This is a genomic window from uncultured Escherichia sp., from assembly GCF_948475835.1.
GTDB lineage: Bacteria > Pseudomonadota > Gammaproteobacteria > Enterobacterales > Enterobacteriaceae > ECMA0423.
Genome location: NZ_CAOLGM010000043.1, coordinates 14538 through 32363 on the forward strand (window position 1 = coordinate 14538; position 17826 = coordinate 32363).

General features: G+C 52.0%; 17 protein-coding genes. 3 read left to right on the forward strand and 14 right to left on the reverse strand.

What is annotated here, in order from left to right; translation table 11 throughout:
- Positions 1 to 434: 434 nt before the first annotated feature.
- On the reverse strand, positions 435 to 4322 hold the full coding sequence (gene purL / locus QZF50_RS10470) for a phosphoribosylformylglycinamidine synthase (RefSeq protein ID WP_001447407.1): 3888 nt from the start codon (positions 4320 to 4322) through the stop codon (positions 435 to 437).
- A gap of 257 nt (positions 4323 to 4579) precedes the next feature.
- Here purL and mltF point away from each other — a divergent pair, with 257 nt between their 5' ends.
- Complete coding sequence (mltF, locus tag QZF50_RS10475; protein ID WP_000734212.1) at positions 4580 to 6136, forward strand: membrane-bound lytic murein transglycosylase MltF; 1557 nt, start codon at positions 4580 to 4582, stop codon at positions 6134 to 6136.
- On the opposite strand, the gene tadA is transcribed toward mltF, so the two are convergent.
- Together tadA and yfhb are read right to left on the reverse strand one after the other, a co-directional pair.
- Positions 6133 to 6636: a tRNA adenosine(34) deaminase TadA gene (tadA, locus tag QZF50_RS10480; protein WP_001297409.1), complete on the reverse strand. Its 504-nt coding sequence runs from the start codon at positions 6634 to 6636 to the stop codon at positions 6133 to 6135. The genes mltF and tadA overlap by 4 nt on opposite strands.
- Positions 6637 to 6693: 57 nt before the next feature.
- Positions 6694 to 7329, reverse strand: a complete 636-nt coding sequence (yfhb, locus tag QZF50_RS10485) for a phosphatidylglycerophosphatase C (RefSeq protein ID WP_000190658.1) — start codon at positions 7327 to 7329, stop codon at positions 6694 to 6696.
- Between the two features lie 208 nt (positions 7330 to 7537).
- Here yfhb and QZF50_RS10490 point away from each other — a divergent pair, with 208 nt between their 5' ends.
- Together QZF50_RS10490 and yfhL are read left to right on the forward strand one after the other, a co-directional pair.
- Positions 7538 to 8386 carry a MurR/RpiR family transcriptional regulator gene (locus QZF50_RS10490; RefSeq protein WP_001013779.1) on the forward strand — a complete coding sequence of 283 codons (849 nt, stop codon included), beginning with the start codon at positions 7538 to 7540 and terminating at the stop codon, positions 8384 to 8386.
- Positions 8387 to 8441: 55 nt separating this feature from the next.
- A complete protein-coding gene (gene yfhL / locus QZF50_RS10495) occupies positions 8442 to 8702 on the forward strand; it encodes a 4Fe-4S dicluster ferredoxin YfhL (protein ID WP_001196283.1) in 261 nt (86 codons plus the stop codon).
- Between the two features lie 193 nt (positions 8703 to 8895).
- Here the strand turns inward: yfhL and shoB are convergent, their stop codons facing one another.
- From shoB to QZF50_RS10550, 11 genes are all read right to left on the reverse strand, one after another.
- Positions 8896 to 8976: a type I toxin-antitoxin system toxin ShoB gene (gene shoB / locus QZF50_RS10500; protein WP_000128776.1), complete on the reverse strand. Its 81-nt coding sequence runs from the start codon at positions 8974 to 8976 to the stop codon at positions 8896 to 8898.
- 419 nt (positions 8977 to 9395) lie between these two features.
- On the reverse strand, positions 9396 to 9776 hold the full coding sequence (gene acpS / locus QZF50_RS10505; protein ID WP_000986029.1) for a holo-ACP synthase: 381 nt from the start codon (positions 9774 to 9776) through the stop codon (positions 9396 to 9398).
- On the reverse strand, positions 9776 to 10507 hold the full coding sequence (gene pdxJ, locus QZF50_RS10510; RefSeq protein ID WP_001297412.1) for a pyridoxine 5'-phosphate synthase: 732 nt from the start codon (positions 10505 to 10507) through the stop codon (positions 9776 to 9778). Before pdxJ ends, acpS begins: the two co-directional genes overlap by 1 nt.
- Positions 10508 to 10518: 11 nt before the next feature.
- Entirely contained in the window at positions 10519 to 11247 is a 729-nt protein-coding gene (gene recO / locus QZF50_RS10515; protein ID WP_000399393.1) for a DNA repair protein RecO, read from the reverse strand.
- Positions 11248 to 11258: 11 nt separating this feature from the next.
- The gene (gene era, locus QZF50_RS10520) at positions 11259 to 12164 is read right to left on the reverse strand and encodes a GTPase Era (protein WP_000020737.1); all 906 of its coding nucleotides are present in this window, start codon (positions 12162 to 12164) and stop codon (positions 11259 to 11261) included.
- Complete coding sequence (gene rnc, locus QZF50_RS10525) at positions 12161 to 12841, reverse strand: ribonuclease III (protein WP_001068343.1); 681 nt, start codon at positions 12839 to 12841, stop codon at positions 12161 to 12163. Before rnc ends, era begins: the two co-directional genes overlap by 4 nt.
- Positions 12842 to 13112: 271 nt before the next feature.
- On the reverse strand, positions 13113 to 14087 hold the full coding sequence (gene lepB / locus QZF50_RS10530) for a signal peptidase I (protein ID WP_000002542.1): 975 nt from the start codon (positions 14085 to 14087) through the stop codon (positions 13113 to 13115).
- Between the two features lie 15 nt (positions 14088 to 14102).
- On the reverse strand, positions 14103 to 15902 hold the full coding sequence (gene lepA / locus QZF50_RS10535; RefSeq protein ID WP_061892472.1) for a translation elongation factor 4: 1800 nt from the start codon (positions 15900 to 15902) through the stop codon (positions 14103 to 14105).
- A gap of 197 nt (positions 15903 to 16099) precedes the next feature.
- Complete coding sequence (gene rseC, locus QZF50_RS10540; protein WP_000589070.1) at positions 16100 to 16579, reverse strand: SoxR-reducing system protein RseC; 480 nt, start codon at positions 16577 to 16579, stop codon at positions 16100 to 16102.
- Positions 16576 to 17532 (reverse strand): sigma-E factor regulatory protein RseB, encoded by a 957-nt coding sequence (gene rseB / locus QZF50_RS10545; protein ID WP_000812053.1) that lies wholly within the window; start codon positions 17530 to 17532, stop codon positions 16576 to 16578. Before rseB ends, rseC begins: the two co-directional genes overlap by 4 nt.
- Positions 17532 to 17826: anti sigma-E factor RseA C-terminal domain-containing protein (locus tag QZF50_RS10550; RefSeq protein ID WP_290388869.1), on the reverse strand; the 295-nt coding region annotated here is incomplete at its 5' end. The genes QZF50_RS10550 and rseB, both read right to left, overlap by 1 nt.

Below are 17826 nucleotides of genomic sequence, written 5' to 3' on the forward strand. Positions count from 1 at the left end.
GCTGATATCAGAAGTTGGACGGCAGGCACCTTGTTGTGCGTCATTCGAATTTTATGTAGCACGTCCCGAAGGGGCTGACATAAGTCGGTGAATGAGCCACTGCTTACTATTATGCAGTAACTGTGCCAATAAAGAAAATAGTTTGGTAACGTACTGATTATACGTCGCTTTGAGGGGTTTATGGCTTCTCCGTTATTTGAATGTAAATCAGCCACTGTGTCGCTAAAAAGAGACAACTTAAGATAAACTTATTAGATAATATTAAAATCAATGAGTTAAGTGTCGCCAGAAAGCGACACGGTAAACCACCCATTGTCGTGATTTACAGACACAAAAAAGCTCCCGGAGTTGGGAGCTTATGATAGTGGTTGGTGCTTAATGCCGGATGCGGCGTAAATGCCGCATCCGGGCTGCAAAACCAATGAACTGATGACTTACCCCAACTGCTTACGCGCATTGCGGAAAATGCGCATCCATGGGCCATCCTCGCCCCAGTTTTCCGGATGCCAGGAGTTGCTGACAGTACGGAAAACACGTTCCGGGTGCGGCATCATAATGGTGACTCGACCACTTTCAGTCGTAATCGACGTAATACCGTTCGGTGAACCGTTCGGGTTAGCCGGGTAGGTTTCAGTGACTTTGCCGAAGTTATCGACATAGCGCAGTGCCACCAGCCCTTTGCTTTCCAGTGCCGCCAGATGCGCCGCATCACGCACTTCCACGCGCCCTTCACCATGAGAGACAGCAATCGGCATTTGCGAGCCCACCATCCCCTGCAACAGCAGCGACGGGCTTTGGGTCACTTCAACCAGGCTGAAACGCGCTTCAAAGCGATCGGAGGTATTGCGCACAAAACGTGGCCACAACTCACTACCTGGGATCAGTTCGCGCAGGTTAGACATCATCTGGCAACCGTTACATACCCCCAGCGCCAGCGTTTGCGGACGGTGGAAGAAGGTTGCAAACTCATCGCGTACACGGTCATTGAACAGGATTGACTTCGCCCAACCTTCACCGGCACCCAGCACATCACCGTAGGAGAAACCACCGCACGCGACCAGGGCGTGGAAATCTTCCAGGCCCGTGCGTCCAGTCAGCAGGTCACTCATATGCACATCGATTGCATCGAAGCCTGCACGGTGGAAAGCTGCCGCCATTTCAACATGCGAGTTCACGCCCTGCTCACGCAGCACAGCAACTTTCGGACGTGCGCCAGTGGCAATATACGGTGCTGCCACATCTTCGTTGATATCGAACGACAGTTTCACATTCAGGCCCGGATCGGCGTCGTTTGATTTCGCCTGGTGCTCCTGGTCAGCACACTCCGGGTTGTCACGCAGGCGCTGCATCTGCCAGGTAGTTTCTGCCCACCAGACACGCAACGTGGTGCGGCTTTCGCTGAATACAGTCTGCCCGTTGGCGGTAATCACAAAACGGTCACCGGAAACCGCCTGCCCTACATAATGGACACAATCAGCAAGCCCATGCTGTGCCAGTACGGACTCGACCGCTTCACGGTCAGCGGCACGAACCTGAATCACCGCACCCAGTTCTTCGTTAAACAACGCCGCCAGGCGATCGTCGCCCAGAGAGGCAATATCCGCGTTAATGCCGCAATGACCAGCAAAGGCCATTTCCGCCAGCGTTACCAGCAGGCCGCCATCAGAGCGGTCGTGGTATGCGAGCAGCTTACGCTGTGCAACCAGCGCCTGAATCGAGTCATAGAAGCCTTTCAGTTGCGCGACATCGCGTACATCTGCCGGTTTGTCGCCAAGCTGACGATAAACCTGCGCCAGCGCCGTTGCGCCCAGCGCGTTATTGCCTTTGCCCAAATCAATCAGCAGCAGTGCGTTATCTTCGGTAGAAAGCTGCGGCGTGATGGTGTGACGTACATCTTCCACGCGGGCAAATGCAGAAATCACCAGCGACAGCGGCGACGTCATTTCGCGCTCTTCGTTACCTTCCTGCCAGCGGGTTTTCATCGACATAGAGTCTTTACCCACCGGGATCGTCAGGCCCAGCGCCGGACAAAGCTCTTCGCCCACGGCTTTAACGGCTTCATACAGGCCCGCATCTTCACCAGGGTGGCCTGCCGCCGCCATCCAGTTGGCGGAAAGTTTAATGCGTTTGATATCGCCAATCTGTGTTGCGGCAATATTGGTTAACGCTTCACCGACCGCCAGACGGGCAGAGGCGGCGAAATCCAGCAGCGCAACCGGCGCACGCTCGCCAATCGCCATCGCTTCACCGTAGTAGCTGTCGAGGCTGGCGGTAGTGACCGCGCAGTTAGCGACCGGCACCTGCCACGGACCCACCATCTGATCGCGCGCTACCATGCCAGTTACGCTGCGGTCACCGATGGTCACCAGGAAAGTTTTCTCCGCCACGGTCGGCAGATGCAGTACGCGTTTCACCGCGTCTGCAATGGTGATCCCTTCACGGACCAGCGCATCGCCCTTCGCTTTCAGCGTTTGTACATCGCGGGTCATCTTCGGCGTTTTACCAAGCAGGACGTCCAGCGGCAGATCGATCGGCTGATTATCAAAATGACGATCGTGCAGAGAAAGATGCAGTTCTTCGGTCGCTTCACCAATCACCGCGTAGGGTGCGCGCTCACGCTTACACAGTTCGTCAAACAGCGGTAATTGATCGGCAGCAACCGCCAGCACGTAGCGTTCCTGGGATTCGTTACACCAGATTTCCAGCGGGCTCATGCCCGGTTCGTCGCTTAGAATATCGCGCAGTTCAAATTTACCGCCGCGTCCGCCGTCGCTCACCAGCTCCGGCATCGCGTTAGAAAGACCGCCCGCACCGACGTCGTGGATAAACAGAATTGGGTTAGCATCACCAAGCTGCCAGCAACGGTCGATCACTTCCTGGCAACGACGCTCCATCTCCGGGTTGTCGCGCTGTACGGAAGCAAAGTCGAGGTCGGCATCAGACTGACCTGACGCCATGGAAGACGCCGCTCCGCCGCCAAGACCGATGTTCATTGCCGGGCCGCCGAGAACGACCAGCTTCGCACCGACGTTGATCTCGCCTTTTTGTACGTGATCGGCGCGAATGTTGCCGATCCCGCCCGCCAGCATGATCGGTTTGTGATAACCGCGCAGCTCTTCGCCGTTGTGGCTGTTCACTTTTTCTTCATAAGTACGGAAGTAGCCATTCAGTGCCGGACGACCAAATTCGTTGTTAAACGCCGCGCCGCCCAGCGGGCCTTCGGTCATGATGTCCAGCGCGGTGACAATGCGCTCAGGCTTACCGAAATCTTCTTCCCACGGCTGTTCGAAGCCAGGAATTCGCAGGTTGGAAACGGAGAAACCAACCAAACCCGCTTTCGGCTTCGCGCCGCGCCCGGTGGCACCTTCATCGCGGATTTCACCGCCGGAACCGGTCGCCGCGCCCGGCCACGGAGAAATCGCCGTCGGGTGGTTGTGAGTTTCGACTTTCATCAGAATATGCGCCGGTTCCTGATGGAAATCGTAGCGGCCCGTTTCGTGGTCAGCAAAGTAGCGGCCCACTTCAGAACCTTCCATTACGGCGGCGTTATCTTTATAAGCAGAGAGAACGTAATCTGGCGTGGTTTCGAAGGTGTTTTTGATCATCTTAAACAGCGATTTCGGCTGTTGCTCACCGTCGATAACCCAATCGGCGTTAAAAATCTTGTGGCGGCAGTGCTCGGAGTTCGCCTGGGCGAACATATACAGCTCGATGTCGTTCGGGTTACGACCAAGCTTTGTGAAAGCATCCTGCAGATAGTCAATTTCATCTTCCGCCAGTGCCAGGCCAAGACGCAGGTTAGCGTCGATTAGCGCCTGACGGCCCTGCCCCAGCAAATCAACGCTGGTGACCGGAGTCGGTTGATGGTGTGCAAACAGCTGCTCTGCATCATCTAAAGCAAAAAAGACCGTTTCCATCATGCGGTCGTGCAGTTCAGCGGTAACCTGCTGCCATTGTTCATTGGTCAGCGTACCGGCTTCTATATAGTAAGCAACGCCGCGCTCAAGGCGGTTTACCTGTTGTAGCCCGCAGTTATGGGCAATATCGGTCGCTTTCGAAGACCAGGGAGAGATGGTGCCAGGACGCGGGGTCACCAGCAGGAGTTTGCCTTGCGGGGCGTGGCTGGCGAGTGCCGGGCCATATTTCAGCAGGCGTTCAAGTTGTGCGTGCTCATCATCGTTTAACGGCGCATTGAGGTCAGCAAAATGGACATACTCGGCGTAAATATTGTGAACCGGGAGCCTGGCAGCCTGAAAACGTGCCAGCAGTTTGTTGATTCGGAATGCCGACAGTGCAGGCGAACCACGCAGAATTTCCATCATAAGTCTCTCGTCTTCTAAGCTTTCGGTGTACCCAAGGGGGGGAAACGGGCGTCATTATAAAGAATCTGATGCGCTGACGAAACCGTTTGCGTGGAAATAAAATCACCATCGTGAATTAGCAACGCGTGCCGCCAATGGCTGTAATAAGTTGCCATCTGGCGCAGGTTTACGCAAAATGCCGCTCATTTATGAGTAAACCTTTCACTATTATTACGTTTTTTCAAGCTGGGACGCGCACGACACAGAGAATTAACTAATTGAAAAAATTAAAGATTAATTATCTGTTCATCGGCATTCTGGCACTGCTGCTCGCGGTCGCTCTCTGGCCATCCATTCCCTGGTTTGGTAAAGCCGACAACCGTATCGCCGCCATTCAAGCGCGGGGAGAGTTGCGTGTGAGCACCATTCATACTCCCCTGACTTATAACGAAATCAACGGGAAACCTTTTGGCCTGGATTACGAACTGGCGAAACAGTTTGCCGATTACCTCGGCGTAAAACTGAAAGTGACCGTGCGGCAGAATATCAGCCAGCTGTTTGACGACCTTGATAATGGTAACGCCGACCTGCTGGCGGCAGGACTGGTCTATAACAGTGAGCGGGTAAAAAATTATCAGCCTGGCCCTACCTATTATTCCGTGTCACAACAACTGGTTTATAAAGTGGGTCAGTATCGCCCACGTACGCTGGGCAACCTGACGGCGGAGCAACTCACCGTTGCACCGGGTCATGTGGTGGTTAACGATCTCCAGACCCTGAAAGAAACAAAATTCCCGGAATTAAGCTGGAAGGTAGACGACAAAAAAGGCTCTGCGGAATTAATGGAAGATGTCATCGAAGGAAAACTCGATTACACCATTGCTGATTCTGTCGCCATCAGCCTGTTTCAGCGCGTTCACCCGGAGCTCGCCGTAGCGCTCGATATCACCGATGAACAACCGGTGACTTGGTTTAGCCCGTTAGATGGCGATAATACCCTTTCCGCCGCCCTGCTCGACTTCTTCAACGAAATGAATGAAGACGGTACGCTGGCACGCATTGAAGAGAAATACCTGGGGCATGGCGATGATTTTGATTACGTCGATACGCGCACATTTTTACGCGCCGTCGATGCGGTACTGCCGCAGTTAAAGCCCCTGTTTGAGAAATACGCCGAAGAAATTGACTGGCGTTTGCTGGCCGCTATTGCTTATCAGGAATCGCACTGGGATGCACAGGCCACTTCACCGACGGGTGTGCGCGGCATGATGATGTTAACCAAAAATACCGCGCAAAGCCTCGGCATTACGGATCGTACCGATGCCGAACAGAGCATCAGCGGTGGCGTGCGTTATTTGCAGGATATGATGAGTAAAGTGCCGGAAAGTGTGCCGGAGAACGAGCGGATCTGGTTTGCCCTCGCTGCGTACAATATGGGCTATGCGCATATGCTGGATGCCCGCGCCCTGACGGCAAAAACCAAAGGGAATCCTGACAGTTGGGCTGACGTAAAACAGCGTCTGCCTTTACTTAGCCAGAAACCCTATTACAGCAAGCTGACTTACGGCTACGCTCGTGGACATGAAGCCTACGCTTATGTCGAAAATATTCGTAAGTATCAGATTAGCCTGGTGGGTTATCTGCAAGAGAAAGAGAAGCAGGCTACAGAAGCGGCGATGCAACTGGCGCAGGATTATCCGGCGGTATCGCCTACGGAGTTGGGCAAAGAGAAATTTCCTTTTCTCTCGTTTCTTTCCCAGTCGTCATCAAACTATTTGACCCATTCTCCCTCTCTGCTGTTTTCCAGGAAAGGGAGTGAAGAGAAACAAAATTAATCCGTCGAGGATTGCGCTTTTTTCTGCGCTTTAATTTCCTGGCGGCGCATGCGAAAGAAGTCACTGAGCAACGCCGCGCACTCATCCGCCAGTATTCCTTCCGTAATTTCCACTCGGTGATTCATACCCGGATGATGCAGCACATCCATTAAAGATCCCGCAGCGCCAGTTTTCGCGTCACGCGCACCAAAGACCACGCGACCAATGCGACTGTGGATCATCGCTCCGGCACACATTACACATGGTTCAAGCGTGACATACAACGTGGCGTCGATCAGACGATAATTTTGCATCACCAGACCACCCTGCCGCAGGGCCATGATTTCTGCATGTGCGGTGGGATCATGGCGACCAATCGGGCGGTTCCAGCCTTCGCCGATTACCCGATTGTTATGCACTAATACCGCGCCGACCGGCACTTCCCGCTCATCCCAGGCACGTTTCGCCAGCGTCAGCGCGTGACGCATCCAGTATTCGTGGCTAAATTCGACTTCAGACAAAAAGAAAACTCCGGTTATAAAAGCGCGGCGCATTATACACGGACGCTATGCTTTACTCTATTCCAGTTGCTGGAGTTCACCGCGCGGGGTTACTCGCCAACGATGCTGACAGAAATAAAGCAGCGGATTGTCCTGATTACTGTCGCTATAGCCACTGTACAGCCGCAGCGGAGTGCCGATTTTGCGCTCCAGTTGTGCGACCTTTTCATGTCCCAGACAACGCATCGTCAATACCCAACCACCATAGCCACGCTGAATTTGGCTGGCGATAAGATTAACCCGCGGCAGCCAGGGCGTATCGAAATAAACCGCTTCAACCAGCGGCTGCGGAGAGCCGGTAATCAACCAGATATCAGCATCGGAACTTAACAGGTAGGTGGTTAATCGCTCCTGAACCAGCGGAAAGGCGGTAACATTGTCGCGAAACCAGCGCACGAAATCGGCCTGCAACGTCTGTAAACGTGCTTCGCTGTGACCAAAAGTGCACCCCCACAGAAGCAGACTCATCGGCCAGCGTGCCGCACGACCTTTTATCAATAACGCAATGACTATAATCGGTAACAACGGCAGGACAAGTAACGCATTCAGCGGTTGGCGACGCAGTAAATAGCGCAGAAAACTGCCGAACATATCCTGCTGATGCAATGTTCCATCTAAGTCAAAAAACACCACACGACGCTCGTGAGTTGCCAAACCATACTCCTCTGGACTGAAACATCCTGATTAATTTTCGCTACTACATAGCCTAATAGATAGATCATCACTTTTCCGGCAACAATCGACCGCATCATGGCTAACTGGAATTTTTAATTCATGGCAATTAGCGGCAATGGAATATAAAATTCACTCGCGTGTCTCTCATATTGCCTGTTGTCGCCACTATTTCATCGCGAGGAAAGATATGAACGGCTTACTTCGTATCCGTCAGCGTTACCAGGGGCTTGCCCAGAGTGATAAAAAACTGGCGGATTATCTGCTGCTACAACCTGATACGGCGCGCCATTTAAGCTCTCAGCAACTGGCCAACGAAGCCGGAGTCAGTCAGTCCAGCGTCGTGAAGTTCGCGCAAAAACTCGGCTATAAAGGTTTTCCGGCGCTTAAGTTGGCGTTGAGTGAAGCGCTGGCAAGCCAGCCGGAATCGCCCTCCGTGCCCATTCATAACCAAATCCGCGGTGATGATCCGTTACGGCTGGTCGGCGAAAAACTGATTAAAGAAAATACTGCCGCTATGTACGCAACGCTAAACGTTAATAGTGAAGAGAAACTGCATGAATGCGTAACAATGTTGCGCTCTGCGCGGCGGATAATTCTGACCGGTATTGGCGCTTCGGGTCTGGTGGCGCAAAACTTTGCCTGGAAGCTGATGAAGATTGGCTTCAATGCTGCCGCAGTGCGCGATATGCATGCGCTACTCGCAACAGTACAGGCGTCGTCCCCTGACGATCTGTTATTAGCCATTTCCTACACCGGTGTACGACGCGAGTTAAACCTGGCGGCAGATGAGATGCTGCGAGTGGGCGGAAAAGTGCTGGCGATTACCGGCTTTACTCCGAATGCCCTGCAACAGCGTGCTTCTCATTGCCTGTATACCATTGCCGAAGAACAAGCGACAAACAGCGCTTCAATCTCTGCTTGTCACGCTCAGGGAATGTTAACGGATTTGCTGTTCATTGCGCTGATTCAGCAGGATCTGGAACTGGCACCAGAACGTATTCGTCATAGTGAAGCGCTGGTGAAAAAACTGGTCTGAGTAAAGAATGCGCGTATAATGCCCGCCCGGTTTGTGTTGTTTTGAGAGTTTCCTTATGGCGTTGTTAATCACTAAAAAATGCATCAATTGTGATATGTGTGAACCCGAATGCCCGAATGAGGCGATTTCAATGGGAGATCATATCTACGAGATTAACAGCGATAAGTGTACCGAATGCGTAGGGCACTACGAGACACCAACCTGCCAGAAGGTGTGCCCGATCCCCAATACTATTGTGAAAGATCCGGCGCATGTCGAGACAGAAGAACAGTTGTGGGATAAATTTGTGCTGATGCACCACGCGGATAAAATTTAATATTCTACTCTGGAAGTAGAGTATTAATTATATTACTGGGAAGCCTTAACGCCATTATATTTATTTAATTGATGACATTAGCATAATCATTCACTAAGTTAATTTATATAGTATCTGCCAAGACACTTATTTATAGTTATTAAAGGCGCGTCCGATTGGTTCACCGGACGCACCTTAAGTACGTTTCCTTGTGTTATAAGAACAGAAGGATCAGCTGTAAAACAGCAATGATGATTTTGATGACCCGTTTAATCAGGTATCGGCAATCAGTCATTCGTTTTTCCTTAAACAAGGAATGCAGCCGTTCAGATTAGCCCTTACATCTCCCCAAAACTGAACGTGCGAGTTATTGAGGGTGCATGCTGCACTCCACACCAGAGCTTTGACGACACCACTCGTTTCAATGGGGGAATTCTGTGGCATGGTGTAAAGCACAGCAAAATCTTCAATAACGAAGCCAATTTTAATGTACTTACGAATTGGCGGTCACGTTAATCTTTCCATCAATATTGCTTTCTTCGTAAAGGCTCGAGTTTTTATGCTAAAGATTGCAAGTTGCTTGTAAAAGATAAGTACACTGATCCATAATCGCTGTTGTTGAGGGTGCATGCTGCACAAAATTAAAGTTAAAAAGTAAAACCCCCGTTCCTTACCAGTTCGGGGGTTTTACTTTTTAAAGAGAACGGTATTATTTTAACTTTCAATAATTACCGTGGCACAAGCATAGTGGCGTTCATCTGCCAGCGTTACATGCATATTTACAACGCCGAGCTTTTCCGCCAGTTTTAATGCCTCACCCCATAGCCGTAGCCGTGGTTTGCCGAGCTCATCATTGAATACTTCAAATTGATTAAACGCCAGACCATTGCGGATCCCGGTGCCAAACGCTTTTGCTGCGGCTTCTTTCACAGCAAAACGCTTCGCCAGAAAACGCACCGGCTGGTGGTGCGTTTTCCAGATTGCCCATTCGTTATCGCTTAATACGCGGCGTGCCAGGCGCTCACCGGATCGGGCGATCACTGCTTCTATGCGAGCGATCTCTACGATATCCGTGCCTAAACCTAATATTGCCATTAGCCACGCGCTTCCAGCATCAGACGCTTCATTTCTGCCACCGCATCTTTCAGTCCGGTCATCACTGCACGACCAATAATGGCATGACCGATATTCAGTTCATGCATCTCAGGGATGGCGGCAATAGCTTTCACGTTGTGATAGGTCAGACCGTGACCAGCGTTAACTTTCAGACCGAGACTAGCGGCAAAGGTCGCGGCTTTGGCGATACGCGCCAGCTCTTGCGCCTGTTCGGCGTCAGTTTTGGCATCAGCATAGCAACCGGTGTGGATCTCGATAAACGGTGCGCCAACCTCTGCCGCAGCTTTGATCTGCTCTTCATCGGCGTCGATAAAGAGAGAAACCTGGATCCCGGCATCTGCCAGACGTTTGCAGGCATCGCGCATTTTGTCACGCTGCCCTGCGACGTCCAGGCCGCCTTCGGTTGTTACTTCCTGACGCTTTTCCGGTACCAGACAGCAAAAATGTGGCTTCGTCTCAACGGCGATCGCCAGCATCTCTTCGGTCACCGCCATCTCCAGATTCATGCGGGTATCCAGCGTCTGACGCAGGATGCGCACATCACGGTCAGTAATGTGGCGGCGATCTTCACGTAAATGCACGGTAATGCCGTCCGCTCCCGCCTGCTCAGCAATAAACGCCGCCTGCACCGGATCCGGGTAAGCAGTACCGCGTGCGTTACGCAGCGTTGCAATATGGTCAATGTTGACGCCTAACAGTAATTCAGCCATGACAATCCTCATCATTCATAATGTGTTTTCACCGTTCGCTTAGGCATAAACTGCCGGAACAGTTCCCTGCTCTTTAATGGTTTACCGCCAAGATACGGCTTAAGCGCCATGCGGGTAAAGCGTTTCGCGGCGCGTAGTGTGTCTGCGTCAGGAAATTCCCGCGCGTTTAACGCTTTTAACTGCCTTCCGGTGAACGTTTTATTGTCGATAACGACGCTTGCGATAAACCCTTTTTCTTCGCGATAACGATACGTCATGGTGTCATCTACCGGCTCGCCGCTACCCGCACAATGGGTAAAATTGACGCCATAGCCCAGATGCCCGAGCAGTGCCAATTCAAAGCGGCGCAGCGCGGGTTCTGGCGTACCAGTGGCACCTGCAAGAGACTGAATGCAGTGCAAGTAATCGAAAAAGAGTTCAGAGAAGCGCGTCTCGTATTCCAGTACGCGGGAGAGAAGTTCGTTGATGTACAGACCGCTGTAAAGCGTGATACCGCTTAATGGCAGCGCCAGCGAGACAGCTTCAGCACTGCGCAGCGTTTTGACTTCGCCACGCCCGCCGAAACGTAGCAAGAGAGGGGTGAAAGGCTGTAATGCACCTTTCAGAGTAGAGCGTTTAGAGCGTGCGCCTTTGGCAACCAGACGCACGCGACCCGATTCCTCCGTGAAGACGTCCAGCATCAGGCTGGTTTCGCTCCACGGGCGACTATGCAGGACAAATGCGCGCTGCCAGCCTTCCATCGGAGTGACTCTTAAAGATCGTCAACGTAACCGAGACTGCGCAGTGCGCGTTCGTCGTCGGCCCAACCGGATTTCACTTTTACCCACAGTTCAAGGTGGACAGGCGCTTCGAACATTTCCTGCATGTCTTTACGCGCTTCAATCCCGATGGTTTTGATCTTGGCCCCTTTGTTGCCAATAACCATCTTCTTCTGCCCTTCACGCTCAACGAGAATCAAACCATTGATGTCATAACCACCGCGTTCGTTAGAGACGAAACGTTCGATCTCCACGGTCACGGAGTACGGCAGTTCAGCGCCGAGGAAACGCATCAGTTTTTCGCGGATGATTTCAGACGCCATAAAACGCTGTGAGCGATCGGTGATGTAATCTTCCGGGAAGTGATGGGTCGCTTCAGGGAGGTGCTTACGCACGATTGCTGCGATAGTGTCGACATTCAGCCCGGTTTCAGCAGAGATCGGCACGATATCGAGGAAGTTCATCTGACTTGCCAGGAACTGTAAGTGCGGCAGCAGATCGGCTTTTTCCTGCACGTTATCCACTTTGTTCACCGCGAGGATCACCGGCGCTTTGCCATCGCGCAGTTTGTTGAGCACCATTTCGTCGTCCGGCGTCCAGCGGGTGCCTTCAACGACAAAAATCACCAGCTCAACGTCGCCAATAGAGCTGCTCGCCGCTTTGTTCATCAGGCGGTTAATAGCGCGTTTTTCTTCCATATGCAGGCCAGGGGTATCAACGTAGATCGCCTGATACGCGCCTTCAGTATGGATCCCCACAATGCGGTGACGAGTTGTTTGCGCTTTGCGGGAGGTGATGGAGATCTTCTGCCCCAGCAGTTTGTTCAACAATGTGGATTTGCCAACGTTCGGACGTCCGACGATGGCAATAAATCCGCAGTAACTTTTATCGATGCTCATTCCAGCTCCAGTTTTTTCAACGCCTGTTCGGCGGCAGCCTGCTCAGCCTTACGACGGCTTGAACCTGTGCCAACCACCGGTTCACTCAGGCCGCTGACCTGGCAGTGGATAGTAAATTCCTGATCGTGCGCTTCGCCACGTACCTGGACTACCAGATAAGTCGGCAGCGGCAGATGGCGACCCTGCAAATATTCTTGCAAGCGCGTTTTCGGATCTTTTTGTTTATCGCCTGGGCTAATTTCGTCCAAACGAGTTTGATACCAGTTGAGGATTAATTTCTCGACGGTTTGAATATCACTGTCGAGGAATACGCCACCAATTAATGCTTCGACGGTGTCGGCGAGAATTGACTCACGACGAAATCCACCGCTTTTAAGTTCACCTGGCCCTAAACGTAAGCACTCGCCTAACTCAAATTCGCGCGCCAGTTCCGCCAGCGTATTGCCACGGACCAGCGTGGCGCGCATCCGGCTCATATCGCCTTCATCCACACGAGGGAAACGGTGATAAAGCGCATTGGCGATAACGTAGCTCAGAATAGAGTCGCCTAAAAATTCTAAACGCTCGTTATGTTTACTGCTGGCACTACGATGAGTTAATGCCTGCTGCAACAGTTCCTGATGATTAAAAGTGTAGCCCAGCTTCCGTTGAAGCCGATTAATTACGATGGGGTTCATGCGATACCAATAAATAAATGCGTCAACAATTCAGCACACGAAACAGACCTGATATACATGGCTCTGCTAACTGCTTCGCTGCAGTTTCAGTTTACCGGTATATGGGGACCAACGCTGTTTCGTGTGCCGTGGCAACCTGGAGGTGCCAACCTTAAACTTCGGGGAATATTCTATACACAACGACGGGGGATGTCGTTAGCCACGGGAGATTTATCTCATAAATAATTCACGTTGTCGCCATAACGGCGACAACGTGAACGAAGATGAGCTATTAATGGATGCCGCCAATGCGACTTAAGCGCACACCAGTCGGCCATTCGCCTTCTTGCTTATCGAAGCTCATCCAGATAGCCGTTGCCCGACCGACCAGATTCGCTTCAGGCACAAACCCCCAATAACGGCTGTCCGCGCTGTTGTCGCGGTTGTCGCCCATCATGAAGTATTGTCCCGGAGGAACAATCCAGGTTGCCAGTTGTTGCCCTGGCTGCTGGTAATACATCCCCACCTGATCCTGCGCAATCGGCACTGTCAGAATTCGGTGCGTCACATCACCCAGTGTCTCTTTACGCTCGGAAAGACGAATTCCATTTTCTTTGGTTTCGTTTTTCGGCACTTCAAAGAATCCGCTGGTCGCTTCCCCACCATTACGGCGTGAGAAGGTCTGAACGAAATCGCTCGGTTCCACGTTTGAGTAGGTGACCGGCAGCGCGTTTTCACACGCCTGGCCGGAACTGCATCCCGGTTGAATCGTCAGCTCTTTCGAGACCGGATCATAAGTAACTTTATCGCCCGGTAAACCCACCGCGCGCTTGATGTAATCAAGCTTTGGATCTTCCGGATATTTAAAGACCACGATATCTCCGCGTTTCGGATGACCGGTTTCGATCAGCGTTTTCTGGTAGATAGGATCTTTAATGCCATAAGCAAACTTTTCTACCAGAATAAAATCACCGATTAACAGAGTCGGCATCATCGAACCTGACGGGATCTGGAACGGTTCATAAATAAACGAACGCACAATCAATACGATAGCCAGTACCGGAAAAACAGAAGCACCGGTTTCCAGCCAGCCAGGCTTCGGCGCAACCTTTTTCAACGTTGCTTTATCCAGTGAGTCACCGGCAGCCGCCTGCGCCGCTGCCTGACGTTCCCGCCGTTTAGGTGCGAAAAAGAATTTATCCACGCACCATAAAATGCCCGTCACCAGTGTGGCAATCACCAGAATCAGGGCAAACATATTCGCCATGCCAACTCCTAAGGGTTATTTGTTGTCTTTGCCGACGTGCAGAATGGCGAGGAACGCTTCCTGCGGCAGCTCGACGTTACCGATCTGCTTCATGCGTTTCTTACCTTCTTTCTGCTTCTGCAGCAGCTTTTTCTTACGGCTGATATCGCCGCCATAACATTTAGCCAGTACGTTTTTACGCAGCTGTTTCACGGTGGATCGCGCAATAATGTGCGTACCAATCGCTGCCTGAATGGCGATATCAAACTGCTGGCGTGGGATCAGATCTTTCATCTTCTCCACCAACTCGCGACCGCGGTTTTGCGAATTATCACGGTGGGTGATCAGCGCCAACGCATCAACACGTTCACCGTTGATTAATACGTCTACACGTACCATGTCGGACGCCTGGAAGCGTTTGAAGTTGTAATCCAGAGACGCATAACCACGCGAGGTAGATTTCAGGCGATCGAAGAAGTCGAGCACCACTTCCGCCATCGGGATCTCGTACGTCAGCGCCACCTGATTACCGTGGTAAACCATATTGGTCTGCACGCCGCGTTTTTCTACGCACAGCGTAATAACGTTGCCGAGATATGCCTGCGGCAGCAGCATGTGACATTCGGCAATCGGCTCGCGCAGTTCGTAGATGTTATTTACCGCTGGCAGCTTGGATGGACTGTCGACGTAAATAACTTCTCTTGACGTGGTTTCAACTTCATACACTACGGTCGGCGCAGTGGTGATCAGATCCAGATCGTATTCACGTTCCAGACGTTCCTGGATGATCTCCATGTGCAGCAGGCCGAGGAAGCCGCAGCGGAAACCAAAGCCCAGCGCGCTGGAGCTTTCCGGCTCATAGAACAGTGAAGCATCGTTCAGGCTGAGTTTACCCAGCGCGTCACGGAAGGCTTCATAGTCGTCGGAACTTACCGGGAACAGACCGGCGTATACCTGCGGTTTGACTTTCTTAAAGCCAGGCAGCGCCTTTTCTGCCGGATTACGCGCCAGCGTTAAGGTATCGCCGACTGGAGCGCCGTGGATATCTTTAATCGCACATACCAGCCAGCCTACTTCGCCACATTTCAGTTCAGTGCGGTCAACCTGTTTCGGCGTGAAGATGCCCAGACGGTCGGCGTTATAGGTCTGCCCGGTACTCATGACTTTCACTTTGTCGCCCTTACGCAGGGTGCCGTTTTTAATACGGATAAGTGAAACAACGCCCAGGTAGTTGTCGAACCATGAGTCGATAATTAGTGCCTGCAACGGGCCTTCCGGATCGCCTTCCGGCGGCGGAATGTCGCGCACCAGACGTTCGAGAACGTCCTGCACGCCAACGCCGGTTTTCGCTGAACAGCGCACCGCGTCGGTGGCGTCGATGCCGACGATATCTTCAATTTCTTCCGCCACGCGTTCAGGATCGGCTGCCGGCAGGTCAATCTTGTTCAGTACCGGCACCACTTCGAGATCCATTTCCATGGCGGTGTAGCAGTTTGCCAAGGTTTGCGCTTCTACGCCCTGCCCGGCGTCGACCACCAGCAATGCACCTTCACAGGCAGACAGCGAACGGGAAACTTCATAGGAGAAGTCAACGTGGCCCGGGGTGTCGATAAAGTTCAGCTGATAGGTTTCGCCGTCAGACGCTTTGTAGTCCAGCGTCACGCTTTGCGCTTTGATGGTTATGCCACGCTCACGCTCAAGATCCATGGAATCGAGAACCTGCGCCTCCATTTCACGGTCAGACAGGCCACCGCAGATCTGGATAATACGGTCAGACAGCGTCGATTTACCGTGGTCAATGTGAGCTATGATCGAAAAGTTACGTATATTCTTCATAAAGTATGATTATTGTGCCTTAATGCCCGGTTAACCAGGCTTTTAGAAGTCGCTGTTCTGAGCTTAACGTCTGTATTAATAGAAACGCCGCATTCTACACTACAACATTGAGGCGAGGAAATGTTCATACCGTATGGATTGTGGTATCTGGAAACGTCCTCGCATTTGTTATGCAAAATGCAACAAAGCCAGTGAAATCACTGGCTCGCGTCTTCCGAAGATGTTTCAAATCGCACAAGGCCAGGCGGCAATGCCACGCTTAAGATGATCGGTTGCCATTCTGCCCGGGCAGCAAACTTACGCGAGTAGCCGCGCGCAATCAGGAACCCGCCAATACCGCCGAGGACCGCACCACATAATGCTGCGACGTCAGAAGCAAAGAGTAGCTGAAATAGCGAAGCGATGAGGAATAATCCCACCAGCGGCGACATATAAACCAGTAATGCGGAGCTAAGCAGGCTGCCTTCGGCGATCCCCAATTCCACTTTTTGCCCCGGCACTAACGGCTCATCACAGGGTACGACAATGGTATGCGTGGTTTGCGGGCCAAGTTTATTTAACACGCGGCTACCGCAACCGGCGCGTGAAGCGCAGCTGCTGCATGAAGCTTTAACATCACAACTGACCAGCGCCTGCCCGTTTTGCCAGGAGACGACGGTAGCCCACTCTTTGATCATTGCGCTGCCCCGAACTTAATATTCTCGGCAATGCGTTTCGCCGTTTGCGGCGGCAGTTCACCGACAATGGTGATTTCGGCGTTATCACGTACGCTTGTACTGACGGTTCTGCGTCCGGTGCGCAACATCTGATCGGTGCTCGATGGCGTAGCGCGGTTAACGTTTACCGAGAAGCTGAATAATCCGTCGGAATAGAGACGTGATTCGATAGGCATGTTGTCCATCGTCGGTAGCGGACGTCGACTACTGGAAACTTCGCTAAAACCCTGTGGCAACCAGGTTGGCGTCCAGCTGAATTTAGCTTTTTCACCTACAGGAACAGAAAGCAACGGCGGCAAATTTGCCTTCGCCAGCGTCTGCATACTGCTGCTGATATCCTGATTGACGTTAAAAGCAATCACGCGAAATTGTTCCAGCGTTTCACCATCGCGATCAAGGAGATCAACCCGCATCGGTAATTTCGATTCGGTGTCCATCCACACGATGTAGCTGTAGCGTGTACCATCTCGGGCAACCACGCGAATGACTTCGCAAAGACGATCAGCAATACGCGTGCGCCCGACGGAGATAAAGTCGTAGTAAGGAGAAAGGCGTTTGAAATCGGTATAGATAAGCGATGGCAGAGAATCAACAATGTAATCGCCATTAAGCGTGAACGGTTCAAGTCCCGGTTCAAAATAGCTGATTTCATTGCCGCGCTGTACCACTTCCCGGCGCGGGCCATCCATTTGCAACAATTGTGCAAGAGGACGGTTATCGAGGCGTGCATGTCGATAACGCAGAGACTCAACACCCTGTTTATTGATGCTGATGAATGACAGCTCGTAATTCAGTGACTGACTGGCCAGGTTCATCTGCTGTAATAACGCCCCGGACGCGGGAGTGGCCGAGGCGTTAGCAGAGAATAACAGGCTACCTGTCACTAATGACATGGCAAACCAAAGTTGCTTCATTACTGCGATTGCGTTCCTAAAGTTTGAATTCCTGGCACCTGTACAGCGGCTTGCTGGGTTTGCGCCTGCTCAAACTGAAGCTGTTCAGAGTGGAGTCGGCGTTGCAGTTCGTAATCCTGCAACATTGCATTAATGCGACGACGCTGCTCCTGTACCTGCTGCTGTTGACCATTGTTTGCGGTCGCTTCAGAAGGTACTCCCAGGCTTACCGGGCTGGCTTTACCCATCATCGGCAGTGTATTAAATACCGGCGTTTCGGGCTGCTGGGACGTTTCAGATTGTCCATTATAGTGC